The organism is Paradesulfitobacterium ferrireducens (assembly GCF_017310645.1).
In the GTDB taxonomy this organism is placed as follows: Bacteria; Bacillota; Desulfitobacteriia; order Desulfitobacteriales; family Desulfitobacteriaceae; genus Paradesulfitobacterium; species Paradesulfitobacterium ferrireducens.
The window spans coordinates 266,080-292,143 of sequence record NZ_JAFLRH010000002.1 but is presented as its reverse complement, the minus strand read 5'-3'; the positions used below and the strand labels follow the sequence as shown (position 1 = coordinate 292,143).

The 26,064-nt window shown below is 47.9% G+C and carries 22 protein-coding genes; 1 reads left to right on the top strand and 21 read right to left on the bottom strand.

What is annotated here, in order from left to right; genetic code table 11:
* Positions 1–195: 195 nt before the first annotated feature.
* The 7 genes from J0X21_RS01395 to J0X21_RS01365 form a co-directional block, all read right to left on the bottom strand.
* Entirely contained in the window at positions 196–1,995 is a 1,800-nt protein-coding gene (locus J0X21_RS01395; RefSeq protein ID WP_206809218.1) for a helix-turn-helix domain-containing protein, read from the bottom strand.
* 256 nt (positions 1,996–2,251) lie between these two features.
* Positions 2,252–3,535: a phenylacetate--CoA ligase family protein gene (locus J0X21_RS01390; protein ID WP_206809216.1), complete on the bottom strand. Its 1,284-nt coding sequence runs from the start codon at positions 3,533–3,535 to the stop codon at positions 2,252–2,254.
* 132 nt (positions 3,536–3,667) lie between these two features.
* Complete coding sequence (locus tag J0X21_RS01385; protein WP_206809208.1) at positions 3,668–4,654, bottom strand: 3-hydroxybutyryl-CoA dehydrogenase; 987 nt, start codon at positions 4,652–4,654, stop codon at positions 3,668–3,670.
* Positions 4,651–5,745, bottom strand: a complete 1,095-nt coding sequence (locus J0X21_RS15565) for an NAD/NADP-dependent octopine/nopaline dehydrogenase family protein (protein ID WP_206809206.1) — start codon at positions 5,743–5,745, stop codon at positions 4,651–4,653. Before J0X21_RS15565 ends, J0X21_RS01385 begins: the two co-directional genes overlap by 4 nt.
* 43 nt (positions 5,746–5,788) lie before the next feature.
* On the bottom strand, positions 5,789–7,081 hold the full coding sequence (locus J0X21_RS01375; RefSeq protein ID WP_328812004.1) for a TRAP transporter large permease: 1,293 nt from the start codon (positions 7,079–7,081) through the stop codon (positions 5,789–5,791).
* On the bottom strand, positions 7,071–7,649 hold the full coding sequence (locus tag J0X21_RS01370; protein WP_206809196.1) for a TRAP transporter small permease: 579 nt from the start codon (positions 7,647–7,649) through the stop codon (positions 7,071–7,073). Before J0X21_RS01370 ends, J0X21_RS01375 begins: the two co-directional genes overlap by 11 nt.
* A 97-nt stretch (positions 7,650–7,746) precedes the next feature.
* Positions 7,747–8,808 carry a TRAP transporter substrate-binding protein gene (locus tag J0X21_RS01365; protein WP_236005992.1) on the bottom strand — a complete coding sequence of 354 codons (1,062 nt, stop codon included), beginning with the start codon at positions 8,806–8,808 and terminating at the stop codon, positions 7,747–7,749.
* Between the two features lie 416 nt (positions 8,809–9,224).
* On the opposite strand from J0X21_RS01365, the gene meaB reads away from it, so the two are divergent.
* The gene (gene meaB, locus J0X21_RS01360) at positions 9,225–10,196 is read left to right on the top strand and encodes a methylmalonyl Co-A mutase-associated GTPase MeaB (RefSeq protein WP_206809194.1); all 972 of its coding nucleotides are present in this window, start codon (positions 9,225–9,227) and stop codon (positions 10,194–10,196) included.
* A gap of 168 nt (positions 10,197–10,364) precedes the next feature.
* On the opposite strand, the gene J0X21_RS01355 is transcribed toward meaB, so the two are convergent.
* From J0X21_RS01355 to nrfD, 14 genes are all read right to left on the bottom strand, one after another.
* Complete coding sequence (locus tag J0X21_RS01355; RefSeq protein ID WP_206809185.1) at positions 10,365–10,856, bottom strand: L-2-amino-thiazoline-4-carboxylic acid hydrolase; 492 nt, start codon at positions 10,854–10,856, stop codon at positions 10,365–10,367.
* 326 nt (positions 10,857–11,182) lie between these two features.
* The gene (locus tag J0X21_RS01350) at positions 11,183–12,322 is read right to left on the bottom strand and encodes an acyl-CoA dehydrogenase family protein (RefSeq protein ID WP_206809175.1); all 1,140 of its coding nucleotides are present in this window, start codon (positions 12,320–12,322) and stop codon (positions 11,183–11,185) included.
* 48 nt (positions 12,323–12,370) lie between these two features.
* A complete protein-coding gene (fabG, locus tag J0X21_RS01345) occupies positions 12,371–13,114 on the bottom strand; it encodes a 3-oxoacyl-ACP reductase FabG (protein ID WP_206809167.1) in 744 nt (247 codons plus the stop codon).
* A 63-nt stretch (positions 13,115–13,177) separates the two neighbouring features.
* Positions 13,178–13,636, bottom strand: a complete 459-nt coding sequence (locus J0X21_RS01340) for a MaoC/PaaZ C-terminal domain-containing protein (RefSeq protein WP_206809165.1) — start codon at positions 13,634–13,636, stop codon at positions 13,178–13,180.
* Between the two features lie 60 nt (positions 13,637–13,696).
* Positions 13,697–14,128 (bottom strand): Zn-ribbon domain-containing OB-fold protein, encoded by a 432-nt coding sequence (locus J0X21_RS01335; protein ID WP_206809163.1) that lies wholly within the window; start codon positions 14,126–14,128, stop codon positions 13,697–13,699.
* The gene (locus J0X21_RS01330; protein WP_206809161.1) at positions 14,128–15,303 is read right to left on the bottom strand and encodes a thiolase family protein; all 1,176 of its coding nucleotides are present in this window, start codon (positions 15,301–15,303) and stop codon (positions 14,128–14,130) included. The genes J0X21_RS01335 and J0X21_RS01330 overlap by 1 nt, the downstream gene beginning before the upstream one ends.
* A gap of 66 nt (positions 15,304–15,369) precedes the next feature.
* The gene (locus tag J0X21_RS01325) at positions 15,370–16,974 is read right to left on the bottom strand and encodes a class I adenylate-forming enzyme family protein (RefSeq protein ID WP_206809159.1); all 1,605 of its coding nucleotides are present in this window, start codon (positions 16,972–16,974) and stop codon (positions 15,370–15,372) included.
* 36 nt (positions 16,975–17,010) lie between these two features.
* Positions 17,011–18,756 carry a hydantoinase B/oxoprolinase family protein gene (locus J0X21_RS01320; protein WP_206809157.1) on the bottom strand — a complete coding sequence of 582 codons (1,746 nt, stop codon included), beginning with the start codon at positions 18,754–18,756 and terminating at the stop codon, positions 17,011–17,013.
* A 1-nt stretch (position 18,757) separates the two neighbouring features.
* Complete coding sequence (locus tag J0X21_RS01315; RefSeq protein ID WP_206809156.1) at positions 18,758–20,869, bottom strand: hydantoinase/oxoprolinase family protein; 2,112 nt, start codon at positions 20,867–20,869, stop codon at positions 18,758–18,760.
* 112 nt (positions 20,870–20,981) lie between these two features.
* Positions 20,982–21,572 (bottom strand): response regulator transcription factor, encoded by a 591-nt coding sequence (locus J0X21_RS01310; RefSeq protein WP_206809154.1) that lies wholly within the window; start codon positions 21,570–21,572, stop codon positions 20,982–20,984.
* Positions 21,551–22,756 carry a sensor histidine kinase gene (locus J0X21_RS01305; protein WP_206809145.1) on the bottom strand — a complete coding sequence of 402 codons (1,206 nt, stop codon included), beginning with the start codon at positions 22,754–22,756 and terminating at the stop codon, positions 21,551–21,553. Before J0X21_RS01305 ends, J0X21_RS01310 begins: the two co-directional genes overlap by 22 nt.
* 291 nt (positions 22,757–23,047) lie before the next feature.
* The gene (locus tag J0X21_RS01300; RefSeq protein ID WP_206809143.1) at positions 23,048–24,388 is read right to left on the bottom strand and encodes a hypothetical protein; all 1,341 of its coding nucleotides are present in this window, start codon (positions 24,386–24,388) and stop codon (positions 23,048–23,050) included.
* 297 nt (positions 24,389–24,685) lie between these two features.
* Complete coding sequence (locus J0X21_RS01295) at positions 24,686–25,045, bottom strand: hypothetical protein (protein WP_206809141.1); 360 nt, start codon at positions 25,043–25,045, stop codon at positions 24,686–24,688.
* A 138-nt stretch (positions 25,046–25,183) separates the two neighbouring features.
* Complete coding sequence (gene nrfD, locus J0X21_RS01290; RefSeq protein WP_206809139.1) at positions 25,184–26,062, bottom strand: NrfD/PsrC family molybdoenzyme membrane anchor subunit; 879 nt, start codon at positions 26,060–26,062, stop codon at positions 25,184–25,186.
* Positions 26,063–26,064 lie beyond the last annotated feature (2 nt).

Here is a 26,064-nt window from a genome sequence, read left to right as displayed (position 1 = left end):
CCCCTCTCGCTTTTTCTTAATTTTCTGTTTATATTCTAATTATGATTCTTATGGTTGTATATGTATTAATCAACGAAAATCCATGCTTCACTTGTACAGAATCCACCAATGCAACGGTTAACGGTTGACTTTTATATAAAACCCAGCAATACTCTTAGTTTTAATTTTTTAATCCGTTTTCAGTTATTGCATCTTTTAATCGGAATAAAACTGCAGAATTCTTAAAGCTATTTGTAAATTCAGCCTATCTTCCGTATCATTTAAGTCAAAACCTGTTATCTCTTGAATTCTTTTTAGGCGGTAAAGTAAAGTATTGGGGTGTAAATATGCCTTTTGTGCAGTTTTCTGAACACTGCAATTAGCATCGAAATAGGCCTTAAGCGATGGAATTAAAAAGGTATTGTTCTCAAGATCATAATTAATAAGAGGTTTAAGAAGCTTTTGAGCGAAATCCACTAGTTCATTTTGTTCCCGGGCCTTGGAAAGAAGGCGGAAAATACCCATCTCCTCGAAACACAAAATGCTTTTTTTGTCAGAAAATTGAGGTAGGGCTCGCAAAGCCGATAATGCCTCTTGATATGATTGTTTAATCTTAGCAGGTTCATCGGCAACCTGGCCAATGCCAATATATACTTTTGTCCCCAACAGTTCTTCGGCGTTATGGAGCACCGCACCGGCCAAGGACAAGGGAGGAAGAAATTGCCTGTTTGTCGTTTCTTTAGTATAGGCTAAAATTAGCACTTCGCCCTCTAACGAAAGTACCATAATATGAGGATCTTGGGCATGGACAAACCCGCAAACAACTTCATACAGCTTCCTAAGCGGTACATTAGCAGGGTTTTCTCCTAAACTTACTCCTATTACCTGACAGGATTGGCTCAAATCGTATCCCATAATCGAAGCCCTTTCCAGAATGATACTAAGCTGCAGGCGATCAGTTAATAGATCCCTAATTAAATCTCCTTTCACGCTGTTTTCTGCTTTTAAGGCAATTAATTGTTTGAGAAATTCAACAGAACAAATTGTTGCTGCATGGGTAACAGCAGCTATTTCAAAACCTTCTAATCCGTCGCGAACATGGCCAACTGAAAGATAACCGAATATTTCCTCCTCTACCACTATCGGGGCAACCAAACGCGGATGTAGTATACTCTGATCAGGCAAAGCGGGTAGTGTAATCGGTTTCTTTTTATGTATCATTTCCTTGTAATAACTTCGTCCAGATCCTGTCATCCAGAAATCCTGAGACAGAGCAGGCATAATAAAATCCTCATCATTTTCAGACCCTGCTAAAGGTTTGGCAAAATATAAAGGTTGAAAAAATCGGTCCTCCAACAATACCGTCAGGTGTAAGACCTTGCTTAAGGTATTAACAATTTCATTCAATCCCTGACCTTGTACAACCTGCTCTGTTAAAGCAGATTGAATCTGGACTAAACGTTTTAGACTATTCTGTTGACGAGTCATTTCCAAGATCATAGCAATAGACGCGCCTAAAGTATTTAGAAATAACACGTCTTCCTGAGTAAAATCGCCACTACGTTTATTTATAGCGTGTAGAACCCCTAGTCCTTTGTCTTTTATAGTTAAGGGGATTGTAGCAAAATTATGAATTCCTAAACGTGCAATTATATCTTGCCTAGCATTTTTATCCTCAGACGGATTATTACATATATAAGGTGTACGACTTAAAAATACTTCGACCGCTGTTCCGACTCTATACTCCTTATCAGTCATTACAGGAAGACGATAAGATTCTATACCGGTACCTTTTTGACCAAAAGATGGCTCTTGCAAAACTAGTTCATGCTTATGCTCATCATATAACAAGATGCCACCGCTTTCACAACCCATGAATTGGTCTACCTTTTCTATGATCTTGGCAATGATATCTTGAAAATCTGTAGTATGGTTTATTATCCCCGCAATATCCCCTAGGACTTCCAGATAATAATCCGATGAAATAGAATTTTCTTTCTGATCATAATCTTGCATGAGGAACGTCCCTCCTACCTAGAGTTACAGTAAATTTGTTTATTACTGATCCCGTATTTATTTTAGGAAGTCTTTCTCAATAATTAAGCATAACATTAATCCAATAAATATTATTGAAATTGAGGCGGAATGTCATAAATTGCATGTTTTCGGCTTAATTTAAGGGTAAATAGAAAAAACTCATAAAGAAAATGGACCGAAATGCGGTCCAAATGACTAGATAAACTGCCTTTAGTTTATTATAATGATCCTCGATCTAATCTTGCTCTCTCCGATCAATGACCCGTTTTGCTTTCTTTTCGCTACGCGGTAATTCCTTATAATTTACTATTTCTACCGTAGGAGTTACACCAATACGGTTTTTATAGAGCTGTTTTATTTTCGCTCCCAGCTTTTCGAACTCAGCAGGATTCAACCCTTCTTCCGCTTCTACCCGTACGGTCATAATATCTTTTCCCTGTTGCCGTTCCATAACGATTTGGTACTCACAGCTCACTCCGTTAACCTTGTTCAACACATCATCGACCTGACCGGGGAAGATATTCACACCTCTAAATTTAATCATATCATCGGTACGCCCTAAAATTCTGTCAATGCGTGGAAAGGGTGAATTACACTTACAGGGATCCGGCAGCATCCTTGTAATATCTCTTGTACGATAGCGAATGACCGGCATGGCTTCTTTGCTTAATGTAGTTATAACCAATTCGCCCTGTTCCCCCGGTTGACACGGTTGTTGTGTCACCGGGTCAATGATTTCAAAGAATACATGATCAGCCCAATAGTGAATTCCTTGATGGTAATGACAATCTAATCCGATGCCCGGTCCATAGACTTCAGTCATTCCGATAATGTCAAAAGATTCAATATCTAAAAGTGTATTTATTTGTTCTCTCATTTTATCGCTCCAGCGCTCAGAACCAATTAATGCAACGCGCAACTTGATTTGGTCTCTCAGATTACGCCGTTGAATCTCTTCCGCTAGAAGCAAAGCATAAGAAGAAGTACTGGCAAGTACAGTTGTACCGAAATCGACCATTAACTCAATTTGCTGGTCCATTGGTGCAGGACCTATCGGCACAGCCATTGCCCCTAAAGCCTCAATCCCCAGTTGAAAGCCTACACCAGCTGTCCATAATCCATAACCGGTTGTATTATGCACTCGGTCCCTCGGTCCTATCCCTGCCATTTGAAAACATCGTGCCATCATTTGAGCCCAATCGTTAATATCTTTTTTAGTGTAAAAACTGACAGTCTTTTTACCGGTAGTACCCGAGGAGGCATGAAGCCTAACCACATCACGTTCGGGGGCTATCATTAACTTATCCGGATAGTTGTCCCGCAACTCTTCTTTTGTGGTAAATGGCAGCCTGGCAATATCCGCTAAAGTTCTAATATCCTCCGGCTTCACCCCTGCTGTATCCAGTTTTGCTCGATAAAAAGGAGACATAGCATAAACATATGCTACTGTTTTCTTTAGTTTGCTCAATTGCATATCAGCCAGATCATTACCGTAAAAATGTGCTAACTCAACCGCCATAACATCATCCCTACCTTTCTTAAGCTCTAATAAACATCAGAGCATTCGCTACTGACAACATGATTTAAGTTTACGCTTCTCTACCCAACCCACTCTATAAGGTTGACTGTCAGAATGGCTATGCGCCATTTCCTAAAGTGCAGGTGGGACAAGGATGTCTAAATAACGCAGGATATTTACAAACTTGGTTAGCGTTTCTTTTTTGTATTCTTGTACATTTATATCGTTAAAATTATAAAAGCCTTGACCCGTCTTAAGTCCGGTATTGCCGTCTTCCATATTCTTCTTAATAATGGCTGGCGGTGCAAAGCGTTCATCCTTCAAAGCGTCCTTCAAAGAATTGCTGGCATAGTATAGAATATCCCCGCCACCCCAATCGATAAATTCCAACATTCCAAGAACGGCAAACCGCAAGCCAAAACCCAAACGGGTCGCTTTGTCAATATCTTCCGGCATTCCCACTCCCTCTTCGATTAAACGTGCTGCTTCATTCATGGCTAGTGCCTGAATTCTTGGTACGATAAACCCAGGGGAGGCGGAACACTTGACAGGAATTTTGCCTGCCATCTCAAGCAACTTTACCATTTCCTCAAGCACCAAACCACTTGTTCGTTCACCAGAGCTAACCTCTACTATCGGAATCAGATATGCTGGATTAAGCCAATGAGTATTCAGAAACCTTTCCGGATTCTCCACATATTCAGCCAATACATTTGCAGAGAAAGATGACGTGGTGGATGCAATGAGTGTTTTGGGATTTACTATTGAAGAAATACGGTAAAATACTTTGCGTTTTAAGTCGAGTACCTCGGGTACTGCTTCGAATACAACATCAGCCTTGGCTAACACTTCTTCGGTTTGTGCAGCATAGTGATAGCCAATTCTTCCTAAGATCCCATTGATCGATGACTCCTGAAGTACATTTAATGAACTCAAAAAGCTAAGATTAGCGGCAATTTCGTTTGCTGCCGACTTAAGTGCTTTATCCATCTTAGTAGCGGGTCGTTCCTTAATATCAATCAGTTCAACTTTATAACCGGAATATGCGAAAACTTGGGCAATTCCTGTTCCCATGCGTCCGGCACCTACGACAGCAATAATTGGTTCGGCTATTTTCATAACACATTCCCCAATCCTCGTTCTAATAATAATTTCATTTGAGATTGAGTGAGTGTTGCAAGACCCAGGTTTTCCAGAGTTCGGCCGGTTAAACGCAAGTCTTCCCCGATCACCGCGGAGGCAACTGCCAATAACCCACGAGCAACAGGAACTGGTACTCCTACCCATTCGCCAATGGATACCAACAGTGCTAAACCGCAAGCAATATCCTCCAACATATAACGATGAGTTCTTAAGTCCAAATGTTCGTGCCAATCCGCACTGTCCACTAATTTTTCATGCGCAGCACGTCCATACATCCACTCATCGCCTTCCAAACTATAATGATCTGATAGTGGAAAGTGAGGAGCAGCATAACCAAGTTGTTCCCGGACTGCAATTCTCTCTGCGTCTAAAGCGTCATGAACTCGGCGAATGGCCGGTTGAGTTCCTTCGTTGTGAATGTCCCATTTCTCGAAGTGCTCAATTGGCCCTGCATTCATTAGAATAAGCGGGGGATGAATAATAGGTCCTGCATTCATTAGCGCGCCGTCCAAGGCATCTTGCAGTGGAACAACTGCAGGAAAAACCCGTTTCAGAATCGAAAAAGCAAGCTCGGATTTGTTGCTTGGATAAACCCCCGTCGGAAGACGTGTCGTCCTGCCTGAAACTACTACCGTGCCTGATCCATGTTTGCGGGCGAGATAGGGAAGTGTCCCTGACTCCGCGAAAATTACATCTGCCCTACACCCGGCTTGTCTTAAACTTTTGGCCATCAGATAGCTTCCGAACGTTCCGGGAGTTAAATAGATGATTTGTCCATCTTCAAGATACGGGGCTAAAGTTAATGCCACGGAAGTCTGAGCGGTCGCAGGCAAAGGAATTATCACTAACTTCGCACCCTTAACAACCTGGCCAAGATCGGTACTGACAAGCGAGAGCTCAACCTCTCGTATCCCATTAAAGTCTTTTAATATCAGCCGTCGTGTATCAAGAATTGAAGCGAAATCTTTTGCATTTCTGCGCCACATTCGAACCTGGTGGCCCTGTTCGGATAAATCAGCTGCTGCGGCGTAACTGCCATTGCCTCCGCCTATTACAGCAATTTCCACTTAATTCCCCCCTGTTCTACTTAATTCTCTGGCACTGCGCCTTCTACTTAACAACAAATAAAACAATCTGGGGAAGTACGATTAAAAGAGCGATTAACAAAACGTATGGAGCAAGGAAATACATAGCTCCCCGAAATACCGTGGACATTGCAACTCCCCCGGACAACCCTTGTACTACAAAGACATTGACACCTACCGGCGGGGTAATTGCACCCATGCTTGTAACAATGTTAAGAACAATGGCGAACCAAATAGGATCATATCCCAAGGCCATCACGGTTGGATAGAAAATAGGAATGGCAATAATTAGAAATCCCAGGGCATCCATCAATGAGCCACCGATAACAAAGATCAGGAAAATGATGATTAAGACAGCAGACGGCGGAATCGGAAGTTTTACCACCCATTCAGCTACAGCAAACGGAAGACGGGTTAAAGTCAAAAAACGCCCAAAAACCATGGCAGCAACTATTAACAGAATAACCATAGCTGAGGAACGCAACGTACTGGCAATGGACAAACGAAGGTTTTCCCAAGTCAGTTTGCGCATGCTCAACGCTAAAATAATTGCTCCCAGGGAACCAAAGGCTCCTGACTCAGTGGGGGTAAACCATCCCTTAAAGAGCCCACCGACGACAAAGAAAAAGAGTAAGAAAACCGGAATTACTCCCTTTAGCGAAAGTACCTTTTCCTTAAACGGAGTTTTTGGTCCAGCCGGACCCAATTCGGGATTACGCATACACAAATAGGAAATGGTGGCAAGAAAGAGCAGCATTAACATTACACCAGGAATAATAGTGGCAGCAAACAACTGACGGACAGATTGTTGAGTCTGAATTGCAATAACTATCAAGACAGTGCTGGGAGGAATGATTATCCCGAGTGTGCCTCCTGCAGCAACAGAACCGGTACTTAATGCCTGATCGTATTTGTATTTCTTAAGTTCTGGTAAAGCAATGGTAGACATCGTTGCCGCCGTAGCCGAGTTAGAACCGCAGATTGCGGCAAATCCAGAACTGGCTAACACTGTAGTACCTGCCATACCACCTCTCAAATGGCCGAACCATTTGTAGGCCGCGACAAATAGCTTTTCCGTTATACCTGAGCGGAAAATAATTTCACCCATTAGAATGTACAGGGGGATTATACTCAAAGAATAGCTGGAAAACTGATTCCACAGTTCTGCCTGCAACAGATTGAAGGCTGCCCCCGGTGAGGCAAAGATAAGAACTCCGGTGAAACCTACCACGAACATCGTAAAACTGATTGGCATCTTAAGAAACATTAACAGAAGCATAACCACAATACCAATCAAGGCAATGATACTAGGATCCACCTTTAACGCCCTCCTCCACTAATTTGATAACTTCCAAAAGTAACGTTAAGGTTAACCCTAAAAAGCCTAAAGAAATGACAAATAATAATGGGTAATATGCCAAGCGAAGGGTTTCCGAGAGATAACCACTGTCTTTTAAGGTAAAACCGTAACTCACAATCTTCCATCCGGACATACCGAAAAACAGTGCAGTAGATAGTGCGAAAATACCTTCTAAGAATTTCTGTATACGCAGGGGCAACTTAGTGGTGACCATATCCAGCGCTACATTCCCTTTATTCATCTGGGTATAACCCAACGCGAAGGAAGTCGTAATCGCAGCTAACCATCCAACTAATTCTGTCGTTCCAGGAAACGGGAGATAAAAGACCCGAACGATCGCATTACCAACAACTACAATTAGCATAAGAAGCAAAGCTAACCCGGCCAACCAAGCCAAAATATGATTAAACATGGCTACTGATTTGTCCGTAACCTTAATTAATTGGCTAAAAATCATACTTCCACGTTGCCTATGGTGTACCCCGTCAACACTTTGAACTTGCAAATCATCTCTGCTCCCTAACAAGTGCTCCCCCCCATTCGCCCTGCCGTCTTATTCCAAGTATTTTATTAAAGAGGGCACTTCTACAATCCGAAGGAAAGGAAAGTGCCCTCTTTAATTCTTACTTGCTGTATTTGGCAATTAATTCATAAAGCTTTTTCTTGTAGTTTTCAGCTGGCAAACCTTTATCTGCGGCTGCTTTTACTGCCTGATCCTGTAGAGGTTGGATAAGGATGTCCCATTTCTTCTTTTCTTCAGGATCCAATGTTACTACTTTTAATCCCTGCTCCTTTTTACTCCATTCCATAGCTTCTTTAACATGATTATCGAGATAATCTCCTGCAAAGACAGCCATTTCACTGTTTAGCTCATCAATTACTTTTTGAACATCAGGCGGAAGTGAGTTCCATACATCCTTGTTCATTACAGCTACAAAGGTATTTAAGGTTAGCGGATAATCGGTCACATATTTCTCAATCTCCGCAAGTTTGAAATCTTTTAGCACTTCACGGGAAGATACGTTCCCCACGATAATACCGGTTTGCAGGGCTTCCGGTGCTTCCGCTTGGGACATACCGACAGGTGCAGCACCCAACGCCTTCATAATTGGAGTTAATGCTCCAGCAATACGCAACTGCTTTCCTTTAAGTTCTTCCAAATTCGAGATTTGGGCTTTGCTTTGAATAAAGGCCGGTTCAGTTGCGAAAGACGTAATAATTTTATAATCTTTGAGTGCTTCCGGCGGATACTCCTTGATCAGGTCATTTACAACTTGACTGGCTACTTTAGCATTGGGATATCCTGATGGCAAGTCTGATATATCTAACAAAGGGTAGCGCCCCGGTTCATAGGTTGTTACGGATAAACCTATATCGGCTACCTTTTTGCCCACACCTTCGTACATATTGTTAGCATTCAGTAAAGACCCACCCGGAAACAGCTGAACTTCTACTTTTCCATTGGTTCGCTTTTCCAGCTCTTCTTTCCATTTAGTCATCTGGACCGCTGGAAAAGTGTTTGCCGGTGCAAAAAAAGCATAGGTTAATTTAATTTTTTCTTTACTCACATCACTAGTATTTTTCTTTCCATCCCCGTTATTACTACTAGAACTAGTAGTACTTCCACAACCAATCATGGAAATGATGAGCATAAATACTAATAAAGAATAAATAAATCTTCTCAAATTTTCCACCTCTTTCCTAAAATCCAGGGAAAATAATTAAAGTAGAATACCTCACTTCACCCCCCAAACATTTATGGCTAACTTAGTTTACTCGAAAAAAAGTTTGCTAAATTTTCTAAATTTTCAGCCCCATAACCATCTTATCTACAACTACTACATCTGTATATATATACTCTCACAAAATACTGTCCTCATTTTGTGAAAATGCCCAAACAATCTTTCAAGTAGTCATAATAGTTATCTGAACGGTTGACTATAACAAATAAAAAGATAATCTTAAATCAGCTTCACGTTTAATAACCATTTACAGACTAATTTTATCTCTTCGGCTGATATTCATTGTAAAGTTATAATTTATTTGACATATTAAAATAATCTTGTGTTTGAATTAAAATGTCTTAAAGGATGTGAGGGATATGGATAAAGATTCGATTGATGAGTTATTAAAACAACTTTCCCAACATAATCGTCGTGCCCTAGCTAAAATTATTTCTTTAGTAGAAAACGGTCATGAGCGGGAATATATAATGCATAACATTATTCCTCATACGGGAGAAAGTTATATTCTTGGAATTACTGGTCCTCCGGGTGCTGGTAAAAGTTCATTAGTAGAAGCTTTAACCCATCTGTATCGAAAAGATAATGAAAGTATTGGAATATTAGCAGTAGACCCAAGCAGCCCTTATACTGGAGGAGCTATTTTGGGAGATCGTATACGAATGCAAAGCCACGCGGATGATAAAAATGTCTTCATCCGAAGCATGGGAACAAGGGGACATTTAGGAGGGATAGCGGCATCAACAGGTGATGTTATAAAAATCTTGGAATTTGGAGGGTTTAGACGACTTATTTTAGAAACAGTTGGAGTGGGACAATCCGAAATTGATGTAATGAATTTAGCTAATACAGTAGTTGTTATCTTAAATCCCAATTCCGGGGATGGAATTCAGGCAATAAAAGCTGGAATTATGGAAATCGCAGATATTTTTGTAATTAATAAATCCGACCTTAGAAATGCAGAACAAATGAAAAATGATGTAGAAATGATGCTTAACTTACAATATAAGGATTCTTCATGGAAGCCGCCCGTAGTATTGACAAGCGTTCTTGAAAACAGAGGCCTATCTGACCTTCATCAACGAATTGAAGAGCATAAGAATTTATTAATGGAATCAGGACTAAAATACAGCAGAAACAAACTACTTATAAAACAAAAAGTTTGGAGTATTATTGAAAAACGAATTCATACTATATTTAGTTCTGTGTGGACCGAACTAACAGAATATATAGAAAAAGGAGAAAAATCCTACCCAATTAAAGAAGATTACGATGAATTAGCCGAAAAAATATGGATAGAAATTAAGAGAAATTACACTCGAGATAAATAATCCTTTTAAGATATGAGTTAATCACATGCTGTGTCTACTCTTTGAACGTTCTTAATCTTACGCGGTCTTCTATTGACTATTTTTGTTCACATCTAAAAATTTTGTACCATAAACTTATTGCCGGGATGTATCACATCCCGGCAATAAGCTTTTCCATGTTGGATATAATCACGTTTCCCTGAGGAAACGTCTGACACAGGCATTATCTCCAGCCGCCAGGCAGCTCTCCGTCACGACATTCAGATTCGGAGACACAACTTTTACCGCCGTGCCAAACCAATGGTCACACCCGGCCTGGCATTCTCCGGGAGCCCCGTAATTCTCAAAGGAATCAATCCAGGGACAGGCATCGTGGATGAGCAGGTAATCATCTCCGTCGGCCTCCATGCGCGCCTGTTCACCCATGACCTCGCTGGCCCTCAGCATGGCTTTAACCACCTGCTCCAGGTTTTCCGTATCCCGGCCCCGCTTCAGGTAGCTCTCGCCGGTACCCTGGCCGACTAATTCCCAAAAGCGAAGAATCAGACCTTCCGCTTCCTCTTTGCCGTATTTTTCTTCCACGACCTGACGCCAGCGGTGAAAAAAGTCGTGCGCGATAAAAATCATGGAGCGCCAGTCTTTTTCCAGGCGTTTGTAGGCATCTTCTGAACTAAGTGTCATCTCAATTCCTCCCAAAAATAATTATAGACTATTTGTACAATTCAGTCTAGCATGCAAAATCAGCACCACCATTTCCACTTTTCCGGCGAATGGCAGAAAAATACTGATAGACGGCTGTTTTTCGGCGTTGGAAACAAGAAAAACCATGACTAGCTCTGGATTGGATATAGGATGTTATCCCGCCTTCTTAAGGTCGTGGTACTTCTGCGTACCGGTTGACTCCAAAAACCAATAGAATACTGGGTGGCTCTAGGAGGGCGGCGCCCGGTACAAAAATGTACCGGGCGCCGCCCTCTCCCTCTGGAAATGATGCACGTACGTCCGGTTCAGGAATGTACCAGTTCTTTGGCAATCACGACCCGCTGGATTTGGTTCGTCCCTTCATAGATTTGCATGATCTTGGCATCGCGCATGTACTTTTCGACCGGGTAATCACGCGTATAGCCGTAGCCGCCGAAGATTTGAACGGCATCGGTCGTAACCTCCATGGCAATATCGGCAGCGTAACACTTGCTCATGGCCGATTCCTTGGTAAACGGCAGCCCCTTGGCCATGAGATACCCGGCTTTATAAACCAGCAGACGCGCCGTTTCCACTTTCATCGCCATATCGGCCAGGATCATCTGGACTGCCTGCTGCTGGGCAATGGGCTTGCCAAATTGCACTCTTTCCTTGGCATAGTACACCGCCGCTTCCAGCGCCGCCTGAGCCATACCCAAAGCCATGGCTCCGGTGGTGGGCCGGGCTTTGTCCAAGGTCTCCATCGACAGCTTAAACCCTAAGCCCTCGCTCCCCAAGAGATTGGCTGCCGGAACTTCCACCTCTTCAAAGATCACTTCACAGGTGGTGGATGCGCGCAAACCCATTTTCTTCTCCTGCCGGCCGATGCTGACCCCGGGTGATTCCCGGTCTACCACTAAAGCGCTGATGGACTTATGCCCTTTTTCCTCCCCGGTGCGGCAAAAGACTGTCAGATATTGGGCCACATTGGCACTGGTAATAAATTGCTTGCGGCCATTGAGAATGTACTTATCCCCTTGCTTGCGGGCCACGGTGGCTAAACCGGCAACATCCGAACCCGCCCCCGGCTCGGTCAGGCAGAAGGACGCATATTTGCCTTCCTCGGCCAAAGGACGCAAGAATCTCTGTTTTTGCTCCTCATTGCCACCGGTCAGGATCGGATACGTTGCGAGCGAATTGCAGGAAGAAGATGTAGCCACCGCCGCACAGCCCCGGGCAATCTCTTCCGTAATGATAAGGGCTGTCAGGGGATCAACTCCCGGTCCGCCGTACTCCTCCGGAATATTGAGGTTGGTAAAACCTTGGGCAAAAATTTTTTTCATAATTTCATGTGGGTATTCTTCTTTTTGGTCGAGTTCCTCGACATTGGGCCTGATTTCTTTCTCCACAAACCGGCGCACGGTATCGCGCAGCATCAACTGCTCTTCGCTTAAGGAAAAGTCCATCATATTTCTCCCCTTTCATGTGAAAGTATGGCCATTGACAAGTTGGAGCTAGATACCTACGGTGATCCCGCCATCAACAAATATTACCTGCCCGGTGATATAGGAAGCTTCCTCGCTTGCCAGAAAAGCATGGACTGCGGCGAGTTCCTCCGGCCCGGCCATTCTCCTTAGCGGAATGCTCGCAATAACCTTTTCAAGCGCCTCCGGCGGCATACCGGCGGTCATCGGGGTCTGGGTAGCCCCGGGAGCAACCGCATTGACATTAATATTGGAGCGCGCATACTCAAGGGCCAAGGTATACGTCAGTCCGATCACTCCGGCTTTGGAAGCGCTGTAGTTAGCCTGGCCGGGATTGCCTAAGGCGCCGATGGAAGCGGTGTTGATGATCTTCCCGTACCGTTTCTCGCTCATAGGGGCAAAAACCGCCTGTGCGCACAGAAAGGTTCCTTTCAGGTTGACATCTATGACATCATCCCACTGTTGTTCACTCATTTTCTTCGCTAGGGCATCCCGGATGATGCCGGCGTTATTGATCAAGACATCGACCTGGCCGAAATGCGCAAGGATTTGCTCAACCATGGACTGAACTTCGCTTTTCGAGACCACGCTCCCTTCAACGAGCAGCCCCTGTCCGCCTTCCTCTTTGATTTCATCTAAAGTCCGGGCCGCGTTCGAACTGACCACGTCGTTAAGAACCACCTTTGCCCCCTCGCTCGCAAACCTCTTTGCCGTGGCGGCACCAATACCGCCTCCGGCCCCGGTAATAAAGACAACTCTTTCCTGAAACCGCATAACCCTTCTCCCCTTTCATCTAGCAAAGCTTATCTAAATTCAATGCATAGGAATAACCATCCATCAAATTGAACGCTTCAGCATTACAATCCAGTTTCCCTGAAGCACCGGCTCATCTCGCTGGTTCAAAACTTCAATATAGACATTGGCAACTCCCCGGTCAGGCTTTTTGCTTTCTTTTTTGTCCGCAACCCTTAACACAACATGGATCGTGTCGCCAAAGCGCACCACTCCTACAAAGCGGGAAGTCATTTCCATAACGGCGATGGTCGTCCCTTCAAAAATCCCCAATTGATTGGCGAGACCGGTCGCGATCGACTGGATTAACACCCCGTGGGCGATTCTGGTCTCAAATGGAGTGTTTTCCTTTGCCCATTCCTCGTTGGTATGCAGCGGATTATAATCCCCGGAAATCCCGGCAAAGTTCACCACATCGGCTTCCGTTACGGTACGCGAAGCTGTATGAAACTCATCTCCGACACTAAACTGATCGAAGGTTAACCCTCTTGTCCGGTACGACATTCTTATTACTCCTTTCATTTAGTCTTAAATCCCTATTCCAAGGCAGCTTGCCTGAATGTTTCAAATCAGCCTAAATGCCGGCAAGATGCGCCCATCCTCCTGCTTTTCCGGCTGTAAACGTACTTTTTTCCCGGGGGCAAGCTCCTCCGGCTCAGCGCCAATGATTTTCCCAATAAAACGCACGGGACCAAACTGCAGATAAGCAAAGATTAAAGGGAGGGTAAATCCGGGAAAGGCTCCCGATTCCTGGACCGTGAACACGATAATCTCCCCTTCATCCGGCAATTGGGTCCAGGACAGCCGGCCGGACATGCACTCCGGACAGACGGTGCGCGGCGGCCATAAAACCTGCCCGCAGGCGTCGCATTTGGTCGTCATTAAGCGGCCCTCATTCAAAGCTTCATAATACTCGTGGAGCTTGTTAAATTCCGAAGTCTGCTGGGGCACAGGATCACAGCCATAGACATAATCCCAAGTGAGCTTTTCCACCATCACAGATCCCCCCTTCCGTAGATCAATACATGGTGTTCGCTCACCCCGCTCAAATTATGCCCGAGCCCCATCCGGGCATCCTCTACCTGCCGAACTCCGGCTTCCCCGCGCAGCTGCCGAAACAGTTCAACGCCCTGAGCCACACCGGTGGCTCCCAAAGGATGCCCGCACCCCAGAAGCCCGCCCCGCGGGTTGATCACGACATCCCCACCGTAATCCGAACGGCCGTCCGCGATAAAACTCCCGCCTTCCCCTTTGGCGGCAAACCCTAATTCTTCCGTAATGATGATCTCAGAAATACTAAAGCAGTCATGAACCTCTGCCACATCGATGTCCTCTGCCGTTACCCCCGCCATCCTGTACGCATCTTGGGCTGCTTTTTGGAGCATGGTCCAATCCCCCAGGTCTGAGGGGACATTGGCATAATTAAATCCGGAGGCCGCTTGGCCGGTTCCGAGAATGAATACCGGTTTGTCTGTGTATTCCCAGGCTTTGTCCTCGCTCATCAGAATCATTCCGGCCGCTCCGTCCGTAATCGGGGAGCAGTCCAGGATGGTAAATGGGGTAGTGACCGGCCTGGCATTCAATACTTCCTCCAGCGTACACGCTTTCGGGAAGTGGGCATAAGGATTGTTGGCCGCGTGAGTGTGATTTTTGACTGATACCAGGGACATCTGCTCCTGTGTGGTGCCATACTTTTGCATATGGCTTTGGGCCGCCAAGGCGAACTGAGCCGGAGCGGTCACACCCAGAGAGCCTTCATATTCCCGGTCCACCCCGCCCAGCATGCTCAGATAGGTTTCCACCGGCTGGGGCGTATGCATCTTCTCCGCTCCGATAACCATCACGACATCGGCCAGCCCGCTGGCAATGGCCATATAAGCGGTTCGGATCGCGATCGTGCCGCTGCCGCACATGTTTTCCACTCTCTGAAACAGTTTTAATGGCTTAACCCCTACTGTCTCGGCAGCTAAAGTAGCCACATGGGACTGAAACACCGACCGTTCCGGAAAAACACTGGCCAGAATGAATCCCTCGATATCAGCGGGCTTAATCCTGGGGTTGCTGTCAAAAGTGGCCTTGCCGGCCTCCGAGATTAAGTCCCGGTAGGTCCCAGGGAAAATCCCCCATTTCCTGCTGGTCCCGGCAGCGACCACCGCCACGCGTCTGGGCATCACACGTCTCCTTTCCACTCATTCATTCCTGTTCTTTACATCTGTGCTATCTCTCCAGTTGGCCTATTAACTCGCCGGACTCCAGTATTTTGAACGCAGTTCTTTCTTTAAGATTTTCCCGCTTGGATTCTTGGGCAATTCGCTGACAAACTCCACCGATTTGGGGGCTTTATACGGAGCCAGCCGGGACTTGCAATAAGCAATCAATTCCTGTTCGCTTAAGGATGCGTCCTTCTTCAGCACCACCAAGGCATGCACAGACTCCACCCATTTGACATTGGGAATTCCAACCACCGCACATTCATACACCGCCGGATGCTGATAGATAATTTCTTCCACTTCGCGCGGGTAGACATTTTCCCCTCCGGAAATGATCATGTCTTTCTTGCGATCCACGATGTAGATATACCCCTCTTCATCCACGGTGGCGAGGTCTCCGGTATAAAGCCACCCGTCTTTGAGGGTTTGGGCCGTAAGTTCCGGCAGCCCCCAATACCCTTTCATCACTTGCTCGCTCCGGATTACGATCTCCCCAATCTCTCCAGGCTTGACATCGATGCCCTTTTCCTTCCAGACCCGGGTATCGCAATTGGCCGAAGGCAAGCCGCAGGACTTGAGTTTCCTGGTGGCAGACTCAGAGCCGTCCACTACATGATCAGCCTGGGTTAAGACCGTGGCCACCGGGCCGTTTTCAGTCAGCCCGTAGGCCTGGAAAAATTTGCGCCCCCACCGTTCCATGGACCGGCGCAGGAGTGCTTCCGGCATCGGGGAAGAGGCATAGAAGATCATGCGCAGACTCGAAGTGTCAAACGAATCCAAATCCGGTTGGTTCAACATATCCACGATCATCGCCGGAACCACCTGCATGGTCGTAACACCATGTTTGGCTACGAGTTCCAAAGCTTCGCGCGGGTTAAAGCCGGTCATGATGACACTGGTGCACCCCCGGTAAAAATGGGCCAAGGCTACCGCATGACCCCCTGTATGATACAGCGGCATCATGTCTAGGGTGACATCTTCCTTGTGAATCGACATTTCCAACGCCAGGGCGTTGGCCGTCTGATATTGCCCGCGGTGAGTCAATACCGCTCCCCGAGGCAGGCCGGTGGTCCCGCTAGTATAGAGGATATAGGCTGCGTCATCTTCTTTCACCGGAAACTCAATCCGGCCTCTGTTATAGTCAATGTGCGGATTGGGTGGATTGGGTGGATTGGATCGAATGAATTCGAACTCACCTTGCTGTATTAATTCCTCGTAATACAAATATCCTTCCTGCTGCTCATCCAAGCAGACGGCATATTGGAACAACTGACCCCGGCTTTTTAGTTCATCTGCCGTTTCCCGGTACTGTTTTGAGAAAAACAGGATTGAACTCCCGGAATCCTGCAGCAAATACTCCAGCTCCCCGACCTGCAGTCGGTAATTCAGGGGGACTAAAATGGCCGCCCCCATATCAGCCAAACCATAAAGCTCGAAATATTCAATGCAATTGGCCGCCAGTACGGCTACCCGGTCACCCGGCCTGATCCCAAGCGCGCTCAGCGCGCGCATTAAACTCTGCACTCGCTGAGCGAAATCCCCAAAAGATAAGGTTCTTTCTCCCTGAATAAAGGCGGTTTTGCGCGGGAACAAACGGGCATTGCGCAAAATCATTTCACCCATAATCAGCATGTTCATCCCTCCAAACCTAAGGGTCTTGCTCCTCCCTTAAACGCCTTTGCTCCGCAGTTTATCCGTCTCCGTTTGGTTAACCGTAAGGGTCTCCGGATCGATCACGACCCCGTATTGAGCCTTGGCTGCTTCGATGGAAAGAAGCTCATTTTGAACATCCTCCAGAACCAGCGCCGTAGAGCGCTTGAACGGATCCCCGTAACCTCCGCCTCCGGATGAGAAAATCTCAATACAGTCTCCTTTTTCCGGGTACACAAAGGTATTGACATCAAGCCAAATCCGGGTGCTGTCCGCTTTAATAAGATATTGTTCGGTTTTAGGCGCGCCCTTACCCCCTGCTAATCCAAACGGTGCCGTTTCATCCCGAACCCCGCTGCCGAACATGGCGAAGGCCACATTATCTCCCAGCACCTGCCATTTGTAATGGAGTCCGTTGCCGCCGCGCCATTGCCCTGCGCCCGCGTTATCCGGCATCAGTTCATAATTCAGAATCAAATAGGGAGTTACCATTTCATGGAGTTCCGGATCAGGGGCCCGCAAACCGCCCAGGCAAATAACCGTGCCGAGATGGTCCCAGCCGTCAATCCCTTCGGTCGCGCCTCCTCCGCCTTTGGACATAAAGTGGATATCCCCAAAGGGCTTTTCGGTGCGGGGATTGACCCCGCCGCTGGCCGGTGCAGCCCAACGGTTCCAGGCTGCCTGGCACAGGTTGGGAACCGCCTGCGCCAAAGCATACCACCCGGCTTCAGCAATCGTCTCAGCTGTGGGCACCGTGCTGGCCGTCGTCGGAGCCGGTTCAAGCGGATTCAACAATGAGCCCTCCGGAGCGATGACTGTGACCGGTCGGATCGAACCTTCATTGATTTTGACCTTATTCTTGATCGTGGTAAAGAGGGAGATATAGCTGCTGGAAACCGTGTTGGGATAGGTGCTGTTTAGGAAGCCTTTCACCTGATGGTCGGTCGCGCTATAGTCATACACTACGTCCTCGTCATGCACGCTCAGAGCCAGGCGCACGGTCACCGGCTTATCCGTGTCGATGCCGTCATGGTCAATTTTGCGCTCCGCATAGTAGGTTCCGTTGGGAATGGAGCGAATTTCCGCCCGCATCTTGGCCTCATAGGCGTCAAAGATCTCCTCAATCACCGCTTCCAGTGTATCCATCCCATATTTGCGGGCCATGCTGGTAAGGCTTCGTTCTCCAATGGTCGTTGCCCCCACTTGGCAGTGCAGATCCCCCTCCACCAAAAACGGGATGTGGACATTGATCAGGATCATATCCCAGATATCCTGCTGTTTCACTCCCCGCTCATACAGTTTCACCGGCGGAATGCGCAGGGCATCGGTCCAGGCATCGGTGGCCAGGGGGTTATAGCCCCCGACACCTCCGCCGCCGACATCCACATGGTGTCCTTTGGCCATGCTCCAAAAAGCCAGCTCCCCTTCGAAGAACACCGGTTTCACCACCGTAATATCAGGTGGATGGTTATTCCCCCGGTACGGATCATTCAGGACATAGACATCCCCTTCATAAATCCGTCCTTTGAAATGATCCGCAATCGCCCTTAAAGCAAAGGGGGCGGCCCCGCTAAGCACCGGAATGTAATCCTTCTGGGCGATTAAACGGCCGCGGCGGTCGAAAATCGCCGACACGAAGTCCCGCGCCTCACTGAAAATCGGCGACCGTGATGTCCGGAGCATGGTTTGCCCGATTTCCACACAGATCGAACTAAAACGGTTATCCAAAACCGCAACCAGAATCGGATCAATCTTTCCCGCCATTTTAACCCCTCCTTAACTTCTCCAAGATACCAGATAAGGCCATCCCCTTCGGATGCATCAAATAGTTGTCGTACGTGTCACACAGCAAATCATATTCCGGCGGCACCACAATCGTGGTTGTGGTCTCTTCAATAATGGCCGGACCCGTGATCATGTTGCCATGGCCTAACAAGCGGCCGTCGTAAACGGGAACTTCCCGGAAAGCCGTATCAAAATAGGCTGAGCGGTATTTCTTGAAAGCCGGTGACGGATCAGTTCCCAGGAACTTAGTCTTTTTGAATGCCGGTTTGTCCGTAATCCCCAGGGCGCTTAAGCGCAGGTTAATAATCTCTGAAGGCACTCCCGGCAAAGCGTAGCCATAGAGGGCATCATGGCGTCGGTCAAAGGCCTGGGTAATTTCAGCCAGTTGCATCTCTTCCACCTTATCCCGCCCGGAATTGATCGAGAACGGCACCTCCACTTCGTTGAACTGCCCTTCATAGCGGAGATCCAGAGAATACTTGAGCACGATCTGAGCCTCCGCTATCCCTTCCCGTTTTAGCGTTGACACCGCTTCTTCTTCCATCTCTGCCAAAATCTCATTCAGACGTTTTAAGTCCGCATGGGCTAAAGGTTTGGCATAGGTTCGCACATAGTCATGACGCAGATCGGACATCAGCATGCCGGCTGCGCAAAATACCGACGAAACCTTGGGGATAATGATCAGGGGAATTTCCAACTCCCGCGCAATCATGCCGGCGTGAATCGGTCCCGCCCCGCCGGCCACGACCAGAGCAAAATCCCTGGGATCATAGCCTCGGCTGACCGACACCACTCCCAAACCTGCCGCCATATTGGCATTAACAACCTGGTAAATTCCATTGGCCGCTTCTACCACATCCATTTGGAGCGGCTCCGCAATCTCCACGGCAATTGCCGTGGAAGCCGCTTCATAATTCAGGCCCATTCTCCCGCCAAAGAAGTAACCCGGCTCCAGGTACCCTAAGATTAGGTCCGCATCAGTCACCGTGGGTTTGGTGCCCCCGCGGCCATAGCATACCGGCCCGGGCTGGGCTCCGGCACTCTGCGGGCCTACCTGGAGGATGCCCCCGGTATCAATCCAGGCGATGCTTCCACCCCCAGCCCCGATGGTATGAATGTCTATCGCCGGCAAGGCCACCCGGTGCCTGGCAATACTGGCCTCCACCGTAATCCCCGGTGCCTGGTCCATAATCAGACTGGCGTCAAAGCTGGTCCCGCCCATATCGACTGTGATCAGATTCTTTAGTTCATGGGGATTAGCGTAAGAAATGCCCGCAGCCGGTCCGCCGGCCGGCCCGGAAAGCAGGGTGTTCACGGCAAAGCGGATGGCTACTTCCGGGGACATCACGCCGCCGTTCGACTGCATGATTAAGAGCACCCCTTGGAAGCCATTGGACTCCAGCCGGTCCTTGAGCGAACTCAGATAACTTTTGAGCTTGGGACCGACGAAAGCGTTGAGTGCAACCGTACTGTTGCGCTCGTAAACCCGTACTTGCGGGATGATCTCACTCGAAAGGGAAACATAGACATTGGGAAGCTCTGTTGCTAAAATCTCCCCGATTTTATTTTCATGTTCCGGATTAAAGAAGGAAAAGAGAAAACTCACGCCCAAGGCTTCGACCTTTTCTTGCTTGAAAAACTCCACCACCTTTTGCACATCCTGGCGGTTGAGCGGGGTGAGCTCCCGACCTTCGCAATCCGTTCTCTCTTCGACTGTCTGAATGAATCTCCGCAGCACCAAGGGCGCAGGAGGAGCATATTTGGTCTCATACTGGTCCTCTTTCAGTCCCCTGCGCATGTTCAGAATGTCCCGGAACCCTTTGGTCGTGATAAAACCGGTCTTGGCCCCGTTGCCCGTAAGCACGGCATTGGTTGTGATCGTGGTTCCGTGGACAATGACCTCGACTTGCTTTAAGAACTCTGCGATCGTGACCCCTTTCTCGGCAGCCATCTCGGCCAGCCCCGCAAAAACTCCTTCCGTCGGGTCATCCGGTGTGGTAGGGGATTTAAAAATCGCCGTATTCCCTTCCCCGTCGAACAAGAGAAAATCGGTAAATGTTCCCCCTACATCAATCCCAATCTTAACCCCCATGTGTAACCCCCCTTACATTCTCATTCTTGGTTGTCTATAATTTTCTGAATTATCTAAAACAATTCTACTTAAACAAAAAAAGAAAGGGTATAGGTTATTATTCTCATCTTTCCTATACCCCTTCAAACAGTATCTTTCTCTCCGCTGCCCAGCGCACGGCTTCGGCCCGGTTGGCGCAATTGAGCTTGGAATAGATATGGTATAAGTGATTTTTAATGGTATGGGTGCTTACCGTCAATCTGGCTGCGATTTCCTGGTTTGTAAACCCGCTAGCGACTAAGTACAAAATTTCTTTCTCCCGGGTCGTCAATTTCTCCGTTCCGCTGCCGGTGCCGGGATGAACCACGGAGAGCACCGTATTCAAGAGCAGGGAAATCTCGGCATCTTTGAGCACGTATCCGGCTGCCCCTGCCTCTAAGGCCTCGCGCAGCAACCTGGCATTATCGTGCATCGTCAGCATGATCACCTGTGTAGCCGGCACCAGCTGGCGTATTTGCCGGGTGCTCGCCACCCCGTCAAGCCCCGGCATTTGGATATCCATTAAGACCACATGGGGCGCCAACTGCTGTGCTTTCTGCACGGCCTCCTCGCCGTTGCGGGCATAACCGACAACCCTGAACGTCCCCACGGTATCGAACAGCCGTTGCATGGCCTGGCAAAAAAGGGTATGGTCATCCGCAATTAATACTTTGATTTGATCCACGGCGAACCCCTCTTTACTTGTTTAGACTCGGGCAGTGTCGCACCCTGGCTTGGAGCCTGCACCTTAATTACCGTGCCCACTCCCGGCTCTGAATGGATTGCAAAAACCCCGCCCAGCAACTTGACCCGCTGTTCCATGCTGAATAGCCCGAAATAGGTAAGGCAGGATACCGTGCGAAAATCCTGGGCTTTAACCTGATTGGGATCAAAACCCTGGCCATTATCCGATAGGGTGAGCATGATATCGTGTGCATTTACCCCTAATTCCACAGTGGCCGCGGAAGCCCGAGAATGCTTGCGCACATTTTGCAGCCCTTCTTGAATCACTCTGAAAATAGTGATCCCAACCGTCCGCTCTAATCCGTTCTCCTCCCCTTCAATCTTGAGGTTGGTTTTGATCCCGGTCTTACTTTCATAACTTCGCAAATAGGCCCTGAGGGTGGGGAAAAAACCGGCCTGGGTCAGCCAAAAAGAATCCATATCCACACTGACCAGGCGATAGGCTTGCACTGCCTCCCGGATCAGATGCTCGATTTCGCGGAGTTCGAAATAGAGGTCTTTAAGGCTCTGACTCTGCTCCTCGCTTCCTATTCCGGAATGTTGAACGATCTGCAAGCGCACGATGCTGCTAGCCAGGAGCTGAATGACCTCATCATGGATATCCCGCGCCAACCGCTTGCGTTCATTTTCCTGGGCCGCGACGATTCCGGCCATGAGTTTTTGCTCTTGAAGCTGAAAACGCTTCTGCAACATCTCCTCCTGGCGTTTCCAGGCATAAAGGTAAACCGCTTCGATTAAACGCTGAACCATATTTTCGTGTTCCTTAATGTTTTCTGGTTCTTTGGAGTTTTCATGCCACCCATGCGCATGCAAGACTGCTAAAATTATCCTTAGCCAGATCCTGACCTCACTGGGTTCCGGCGGTAATTCCTGACTTGAAAACGCAGAGTAACCGGCTCCGTTCCTCCCCTCGATCAGGTAATCCAACAGGTTGATAAATTCATGCTTGCGCTGTGAGACTTCTTTAGGCTGAGGCGAGACATCCTTAAGCTGAGGCGAATCTTCCGTTTCTGCGCCGGAACTGCTCCGGGCCAGTGTAAGATTCTTTACCTGACGGTCGAATTCGTTTAGGAACAAGTGCTTCCTTGTATAGATAAATTCTAAGGTAGCGGCCCAGTTACTCATTCCCTGATTCCTTCCTACTTTCATCTTAGATGGTTTGCGTCAGTCTACCGATATAGTCAGCGCTTCACTCTGCAAGGAATCCTGCCTGTATTCATCCTCAGATAACGTTTCGTCATCCCCCCCTGATAGCGAAAGACTGCCGACGGCAGCCTTCTGCTACAGGGAACCACCAGCAACCCGCTGGCCCTCTGTAAATAATTTACACCCCATGACCGTATTTTAAAGTGACTGGGTACCGGCAGGCAAGAATTTCACGTTCAAACGCTGAATTCGTGCCACGATTGGGAGGAATCACTGTCCCAAATACCGGGCATAAAATTCCTCTTCCCTTTGCGGGGTCTGGGCTTCAACCAAAGTCGCAGCATTGCTGGGACAGATTGCGACACACAACGCACACGCGCCACAGTCCTGCTCGGAAACGGTAGCCTTGTTATTTTCATTCATGGTGATGGCCCAGCACAGGTTGTTGGCACAGATTTCACAGCCTTTGCATTTGCCGGGATCGATCGCGGCTGTTAACCTTCCCAGTCCCCAGTCAATTTCTTCCGCCGGTTTAATATACTGAACACCCAGCCCCCGGAATTCCTCAAGGGAACGGTAACCCTGCTTTAGCATATATTGGCGCAGATAATTGAGGGAATCCGAAATGAAACCCCATCCTTTCCACAACGTCCCGGATGAGAATTCGCAGATCTTGGCCCCGAGCATCATGGCTTCAATGACATGAGTGACATCCACCAGCCCGCCGACCGCTGCCTGATCAATTCCGGGCACAAACATGGAGATCGTGCCGATATTGCGGTAACAGAGATACCGGGTCCAGGGGCCCACCGCCGGAGAAATCGTGTTGGCATCCAGCCCGGGATAAGGGGATTTGCCGCCGTTGTGAATGTCCGGAGGGGCTACGGAGAGCGGGGCATTGACACTGGTGATGAATCTGGCCCCCACTTCTTTCAGCTGCTCCGCGAAACCGACGAGACGGGGAAATCCGGTTTCCGGTGTCAGCTTAACCCCAACCGGAAGGCGGGTTTTGTTCACAACCTCCGCCGTGACCGCTCTGGTCAAAGCCAGGTTATCCCCCAAAAGCATGCCCGCGTGTTCCGGAATGTGCTCAGCCGAAGAAAAAGACTCTACCGCGCCAGCGGCAGAAGCCGGCAAGGGACAGGACACGTCTAACTCGATAATATCCGCCCCGGCATTTTCAAACTTGCAGGCAAGCTCCGCCCATCCTCCCGGATCAGCACCCGGTCCCATGATGTTTGCAATCACCGGCACATCAGACGGCAGCCTCTTCTTAAGCGAATCAACCAGTTTTAAAGATTCGTCCAACCGCATCTCAATGCGGTAGCTGTCAGCCGCAACCCAGAACCCGCTCCGGCCAAAACCCGGAGTGTGCGCTTTCAAAAAGCGCCCGGTGGGCAGCCTGTTTTTCGGGTGATCAAGCTCGACATTGGTATACGGCGTGTGCACATACCCCGCACCTGCTTCCACATGCTTTAGCAATAGCTCTGCCAACTTTTTCCCTGATATGGAGGCCGGCGCAAACGGGGCCTGAGCCGCAACCCCTATAGGTGCTCTCATCTTTACTCCGGCGAATTCAACTGACAGATCCATGTCATCCGGTTTACCCATCCTTAAATCCCCCTCAATCAGACTCTTTTCTCTTTTATTAATCATTGGATATTTTTACACTAGCTCTATCCCGCCTTCCGTTTTAATATTCTGACTATTCTAACATCTGTCTTTATTCTAGGGATTGAAGGAGGTATGTGCTATAGGTATTTCTTCTCATTTACTTCAGATTTACAGCAGGTAACTAATGCCAACCAATAGCCTATTAGAAAAAGAAACGTATAAAAAAAGCTGTCCCTTGGCGATCAGTCCAAAAGACAGCTCGGATTTACTTTCTGTCGTCTGTATCACTTCATTTTACATCTTCTCACTCTTTAAGATGCTGTCCACATATCCTTTTTGCGGTTTCAAAACATATTTTCTCAGAACCGGATACAAAATGAGAGAAATTACAGTCGAGGTTATGAAGGCAATCGGGAAAATCTTTTGCAAGGACATCGCCAGAAAAGAACCTAAAACAACAGTGATTACACCCGCCCAGTTAACCGCTTCAGCGGCAGTTTCCTCAGAGCGGTTTTTGACAATAAAGTAATCCGCTACCATGACCACAGCCAGGCAAGTGGTGATCACTCCCAGAACGGTGAGGCAACTATTAATCAGTCCCAGAATATTCCCTGCGATCATCAGCATCCCAATAATGTTAGAAAGAACCACCATGAAGAAGCGACCGGGCCGCCACTTTATCGTATCCCCTCATATAACAGCCAAGAGAAGAAAATAAATTAAGACCGACTCCCCCTCTTGGCCATTATTATTTGGGAATATCTAATATCTTTTTAAGTCAGTCACTCCCCATTAAAGCGTCAGCTTCCCAAGTACGGGCGCATACACCCCTGCTCTCAGGAAAAGAAAGAAGATAAAATAGTGGCCGATCAGGTCTGCCAAGGTAATCAGGGCTACAACCCCCGCTCCCCCTGCCACCCCGATGAAATACGCCATAAACAAGGTAAAGACAAGCCCGACACCGATAGCCAGGATATAAAATGCCGGAGCAAATGAACCTTTGAGCAGCAGGCGCAGGGATTCCTTGGCGGCGGCGGTTCCGTTTGTCATACTCAAGAGGTAGAGAATAACCACAATTAGATTGGTCACGAGGAGGATAATTTCGAGGTTGCTTAAAAGGGTTTCCTCAATGGTCACGGTGGTTAAGCCGAAATCAACCAAAAACAGGGTTAAAGATGTACCTCCAAGCAGGGAGTAAAACAGACAGAGCACCGGCATCATGGCCGTATTCCAAAGTGGAATCGAAGGGGATGAGTTCATCAAGAACCCGTCATACACGGCCACGATAAAGGCCGTGACCCCGGCAATGATTTGGGCCGCCCACCAGACTCCGCTCCCAGGTTCCGCCAGGAGGAAAAGGGCGCCGGACACCATCATCACCATCATGGCCCAGAACCCGCGGGCCACCCAGGAAGTTCCGGGCTTGGTCAAAGCCCGCCAGAAGCGCTCCGGCCGCCCCAGATAGAGCAGGTGGGCTCCGCCTTTCCCGATGAGCACAATCAAGAGCCCTACCAGTGCCCCCACGGAAGAATCGGTGAATAAGGACATTAGAAACAGTCCGGCCCCGATTTTGCCAAAAAAGAACGCAGCCGCGATCAGAGTCGCCCATTCCGTCTGCAGACGGTAACCGGCGACAAATTCTTCTCCAACCAAAGGCATCGTTTTAGCCAATA

Coding starts and splice junctions, on each gene's coding strand:
- J0X21_RS01330 (WP_206809161.1), bottom strand. CDS start 15,303: ATGCCCAGACGCGTGGCGGTGGTCGCTGCCGGGACCAGCAGGAAATGG.
- J0X21_RS01335 (WP_206809163.1), bottom strand. CDS start 14,128: ATGGTGGAAAAGCTCACTTGGGATTATGTCTATGGCTGTGATCCTGTG.
- J0X21_RS01350 (WP_206809175.1), bottom strand. CDS start 12,322: ATGGACTTTTCCTTAAGCGAAGAGCAGTTGATGCTGCGCGATACCGTG.
- J0X21_RS01325 (WP_206809159.1), bottom strand. CDS start 16,974: ATGCTGATTATGGGTGAAATGATTTTGCGCAATGCCCGTTTGTTCCCG.
- J0X21_RS01355 (WP_206809185.1), bottom strand. CDS start 10,856: ATGACACTTAGTTCAGAAGATGCCTACAAACGCCTGGAAAAAGACTGG.
- J0X21_RS01315 (WP_206809156.1), bottom strand. CDS start 20,869: ATGGGGGTTAAGATTGGGATTGATGTAGGGGGAACATTTACCGATTTT.
- J0X21_RS01395 (WP_206809218.1), bottom strand. CDS start 1,995: ATGCAAGATTATGATCAGAAAGAAAATTCTATTTCATCGGATTATTAT.
- J0X21_RS01385 (WP_206809208.1), bottom strand. CDS start 4,654: ATGAAAATAGCCGAACCAATTATTGCTGTCGTAGGTGCCGGACGCATG.
- fabG (WP_206809167.1), bottom strand. CDS start 13,114: ATGCGGTTTCAGGAAAGAGTTGTCTTTATTACCGGGGCCGGAGGCGGT.
- J0X21_RS01305 (WP_206809145.1), bottom strand. CDS start 22,756: ATGAGTAACTGGGCCGCTACCTTAGAATTTATCTATACAAGGAAGCAC.
- J0X21_RS01390 (WP_206809216.1), bottom strand. CDS start 3,535: ATGGCGGTTGAGTTAGCACATTTTTACGGTAATGATCTGGCTGATATG.
- meaB (WP_206809194.1), top strand. CDS start 9,225: ATGGATAAAGATTCGATTGATGAGTTATTAAAACAACTTTCCCAACAT.
- J0X21_RS01295 (WP_206809141.1), bottom strand. CDS start 25,045: ATGGTGGTTCTTTCTAACATTATTGGGATGCTGATGATCGCAGGGAAT.
- J0X21_RS01300 (WP_206809143.1), bottom strand. CDS start 24,388: ATGGGTAAACCGGATGACATGGATCTGTCAGTTGAATTCGCCGGAGTA.
- J0X21_RS01340 (WP_206809165.1), bottom strand. CDS start 13,636: ATGTCGTACCGGACAAGAGGGTTAACCTTCGATCAGTTTAGTGTCGGA.
- J0X21_RS01320 (WP_206809157.1), bottom strand. CDS start 18,756: ATGGCGGGAAAGATTGATCCGATTCTGGTTGCGGTTTTGGATAACCGT.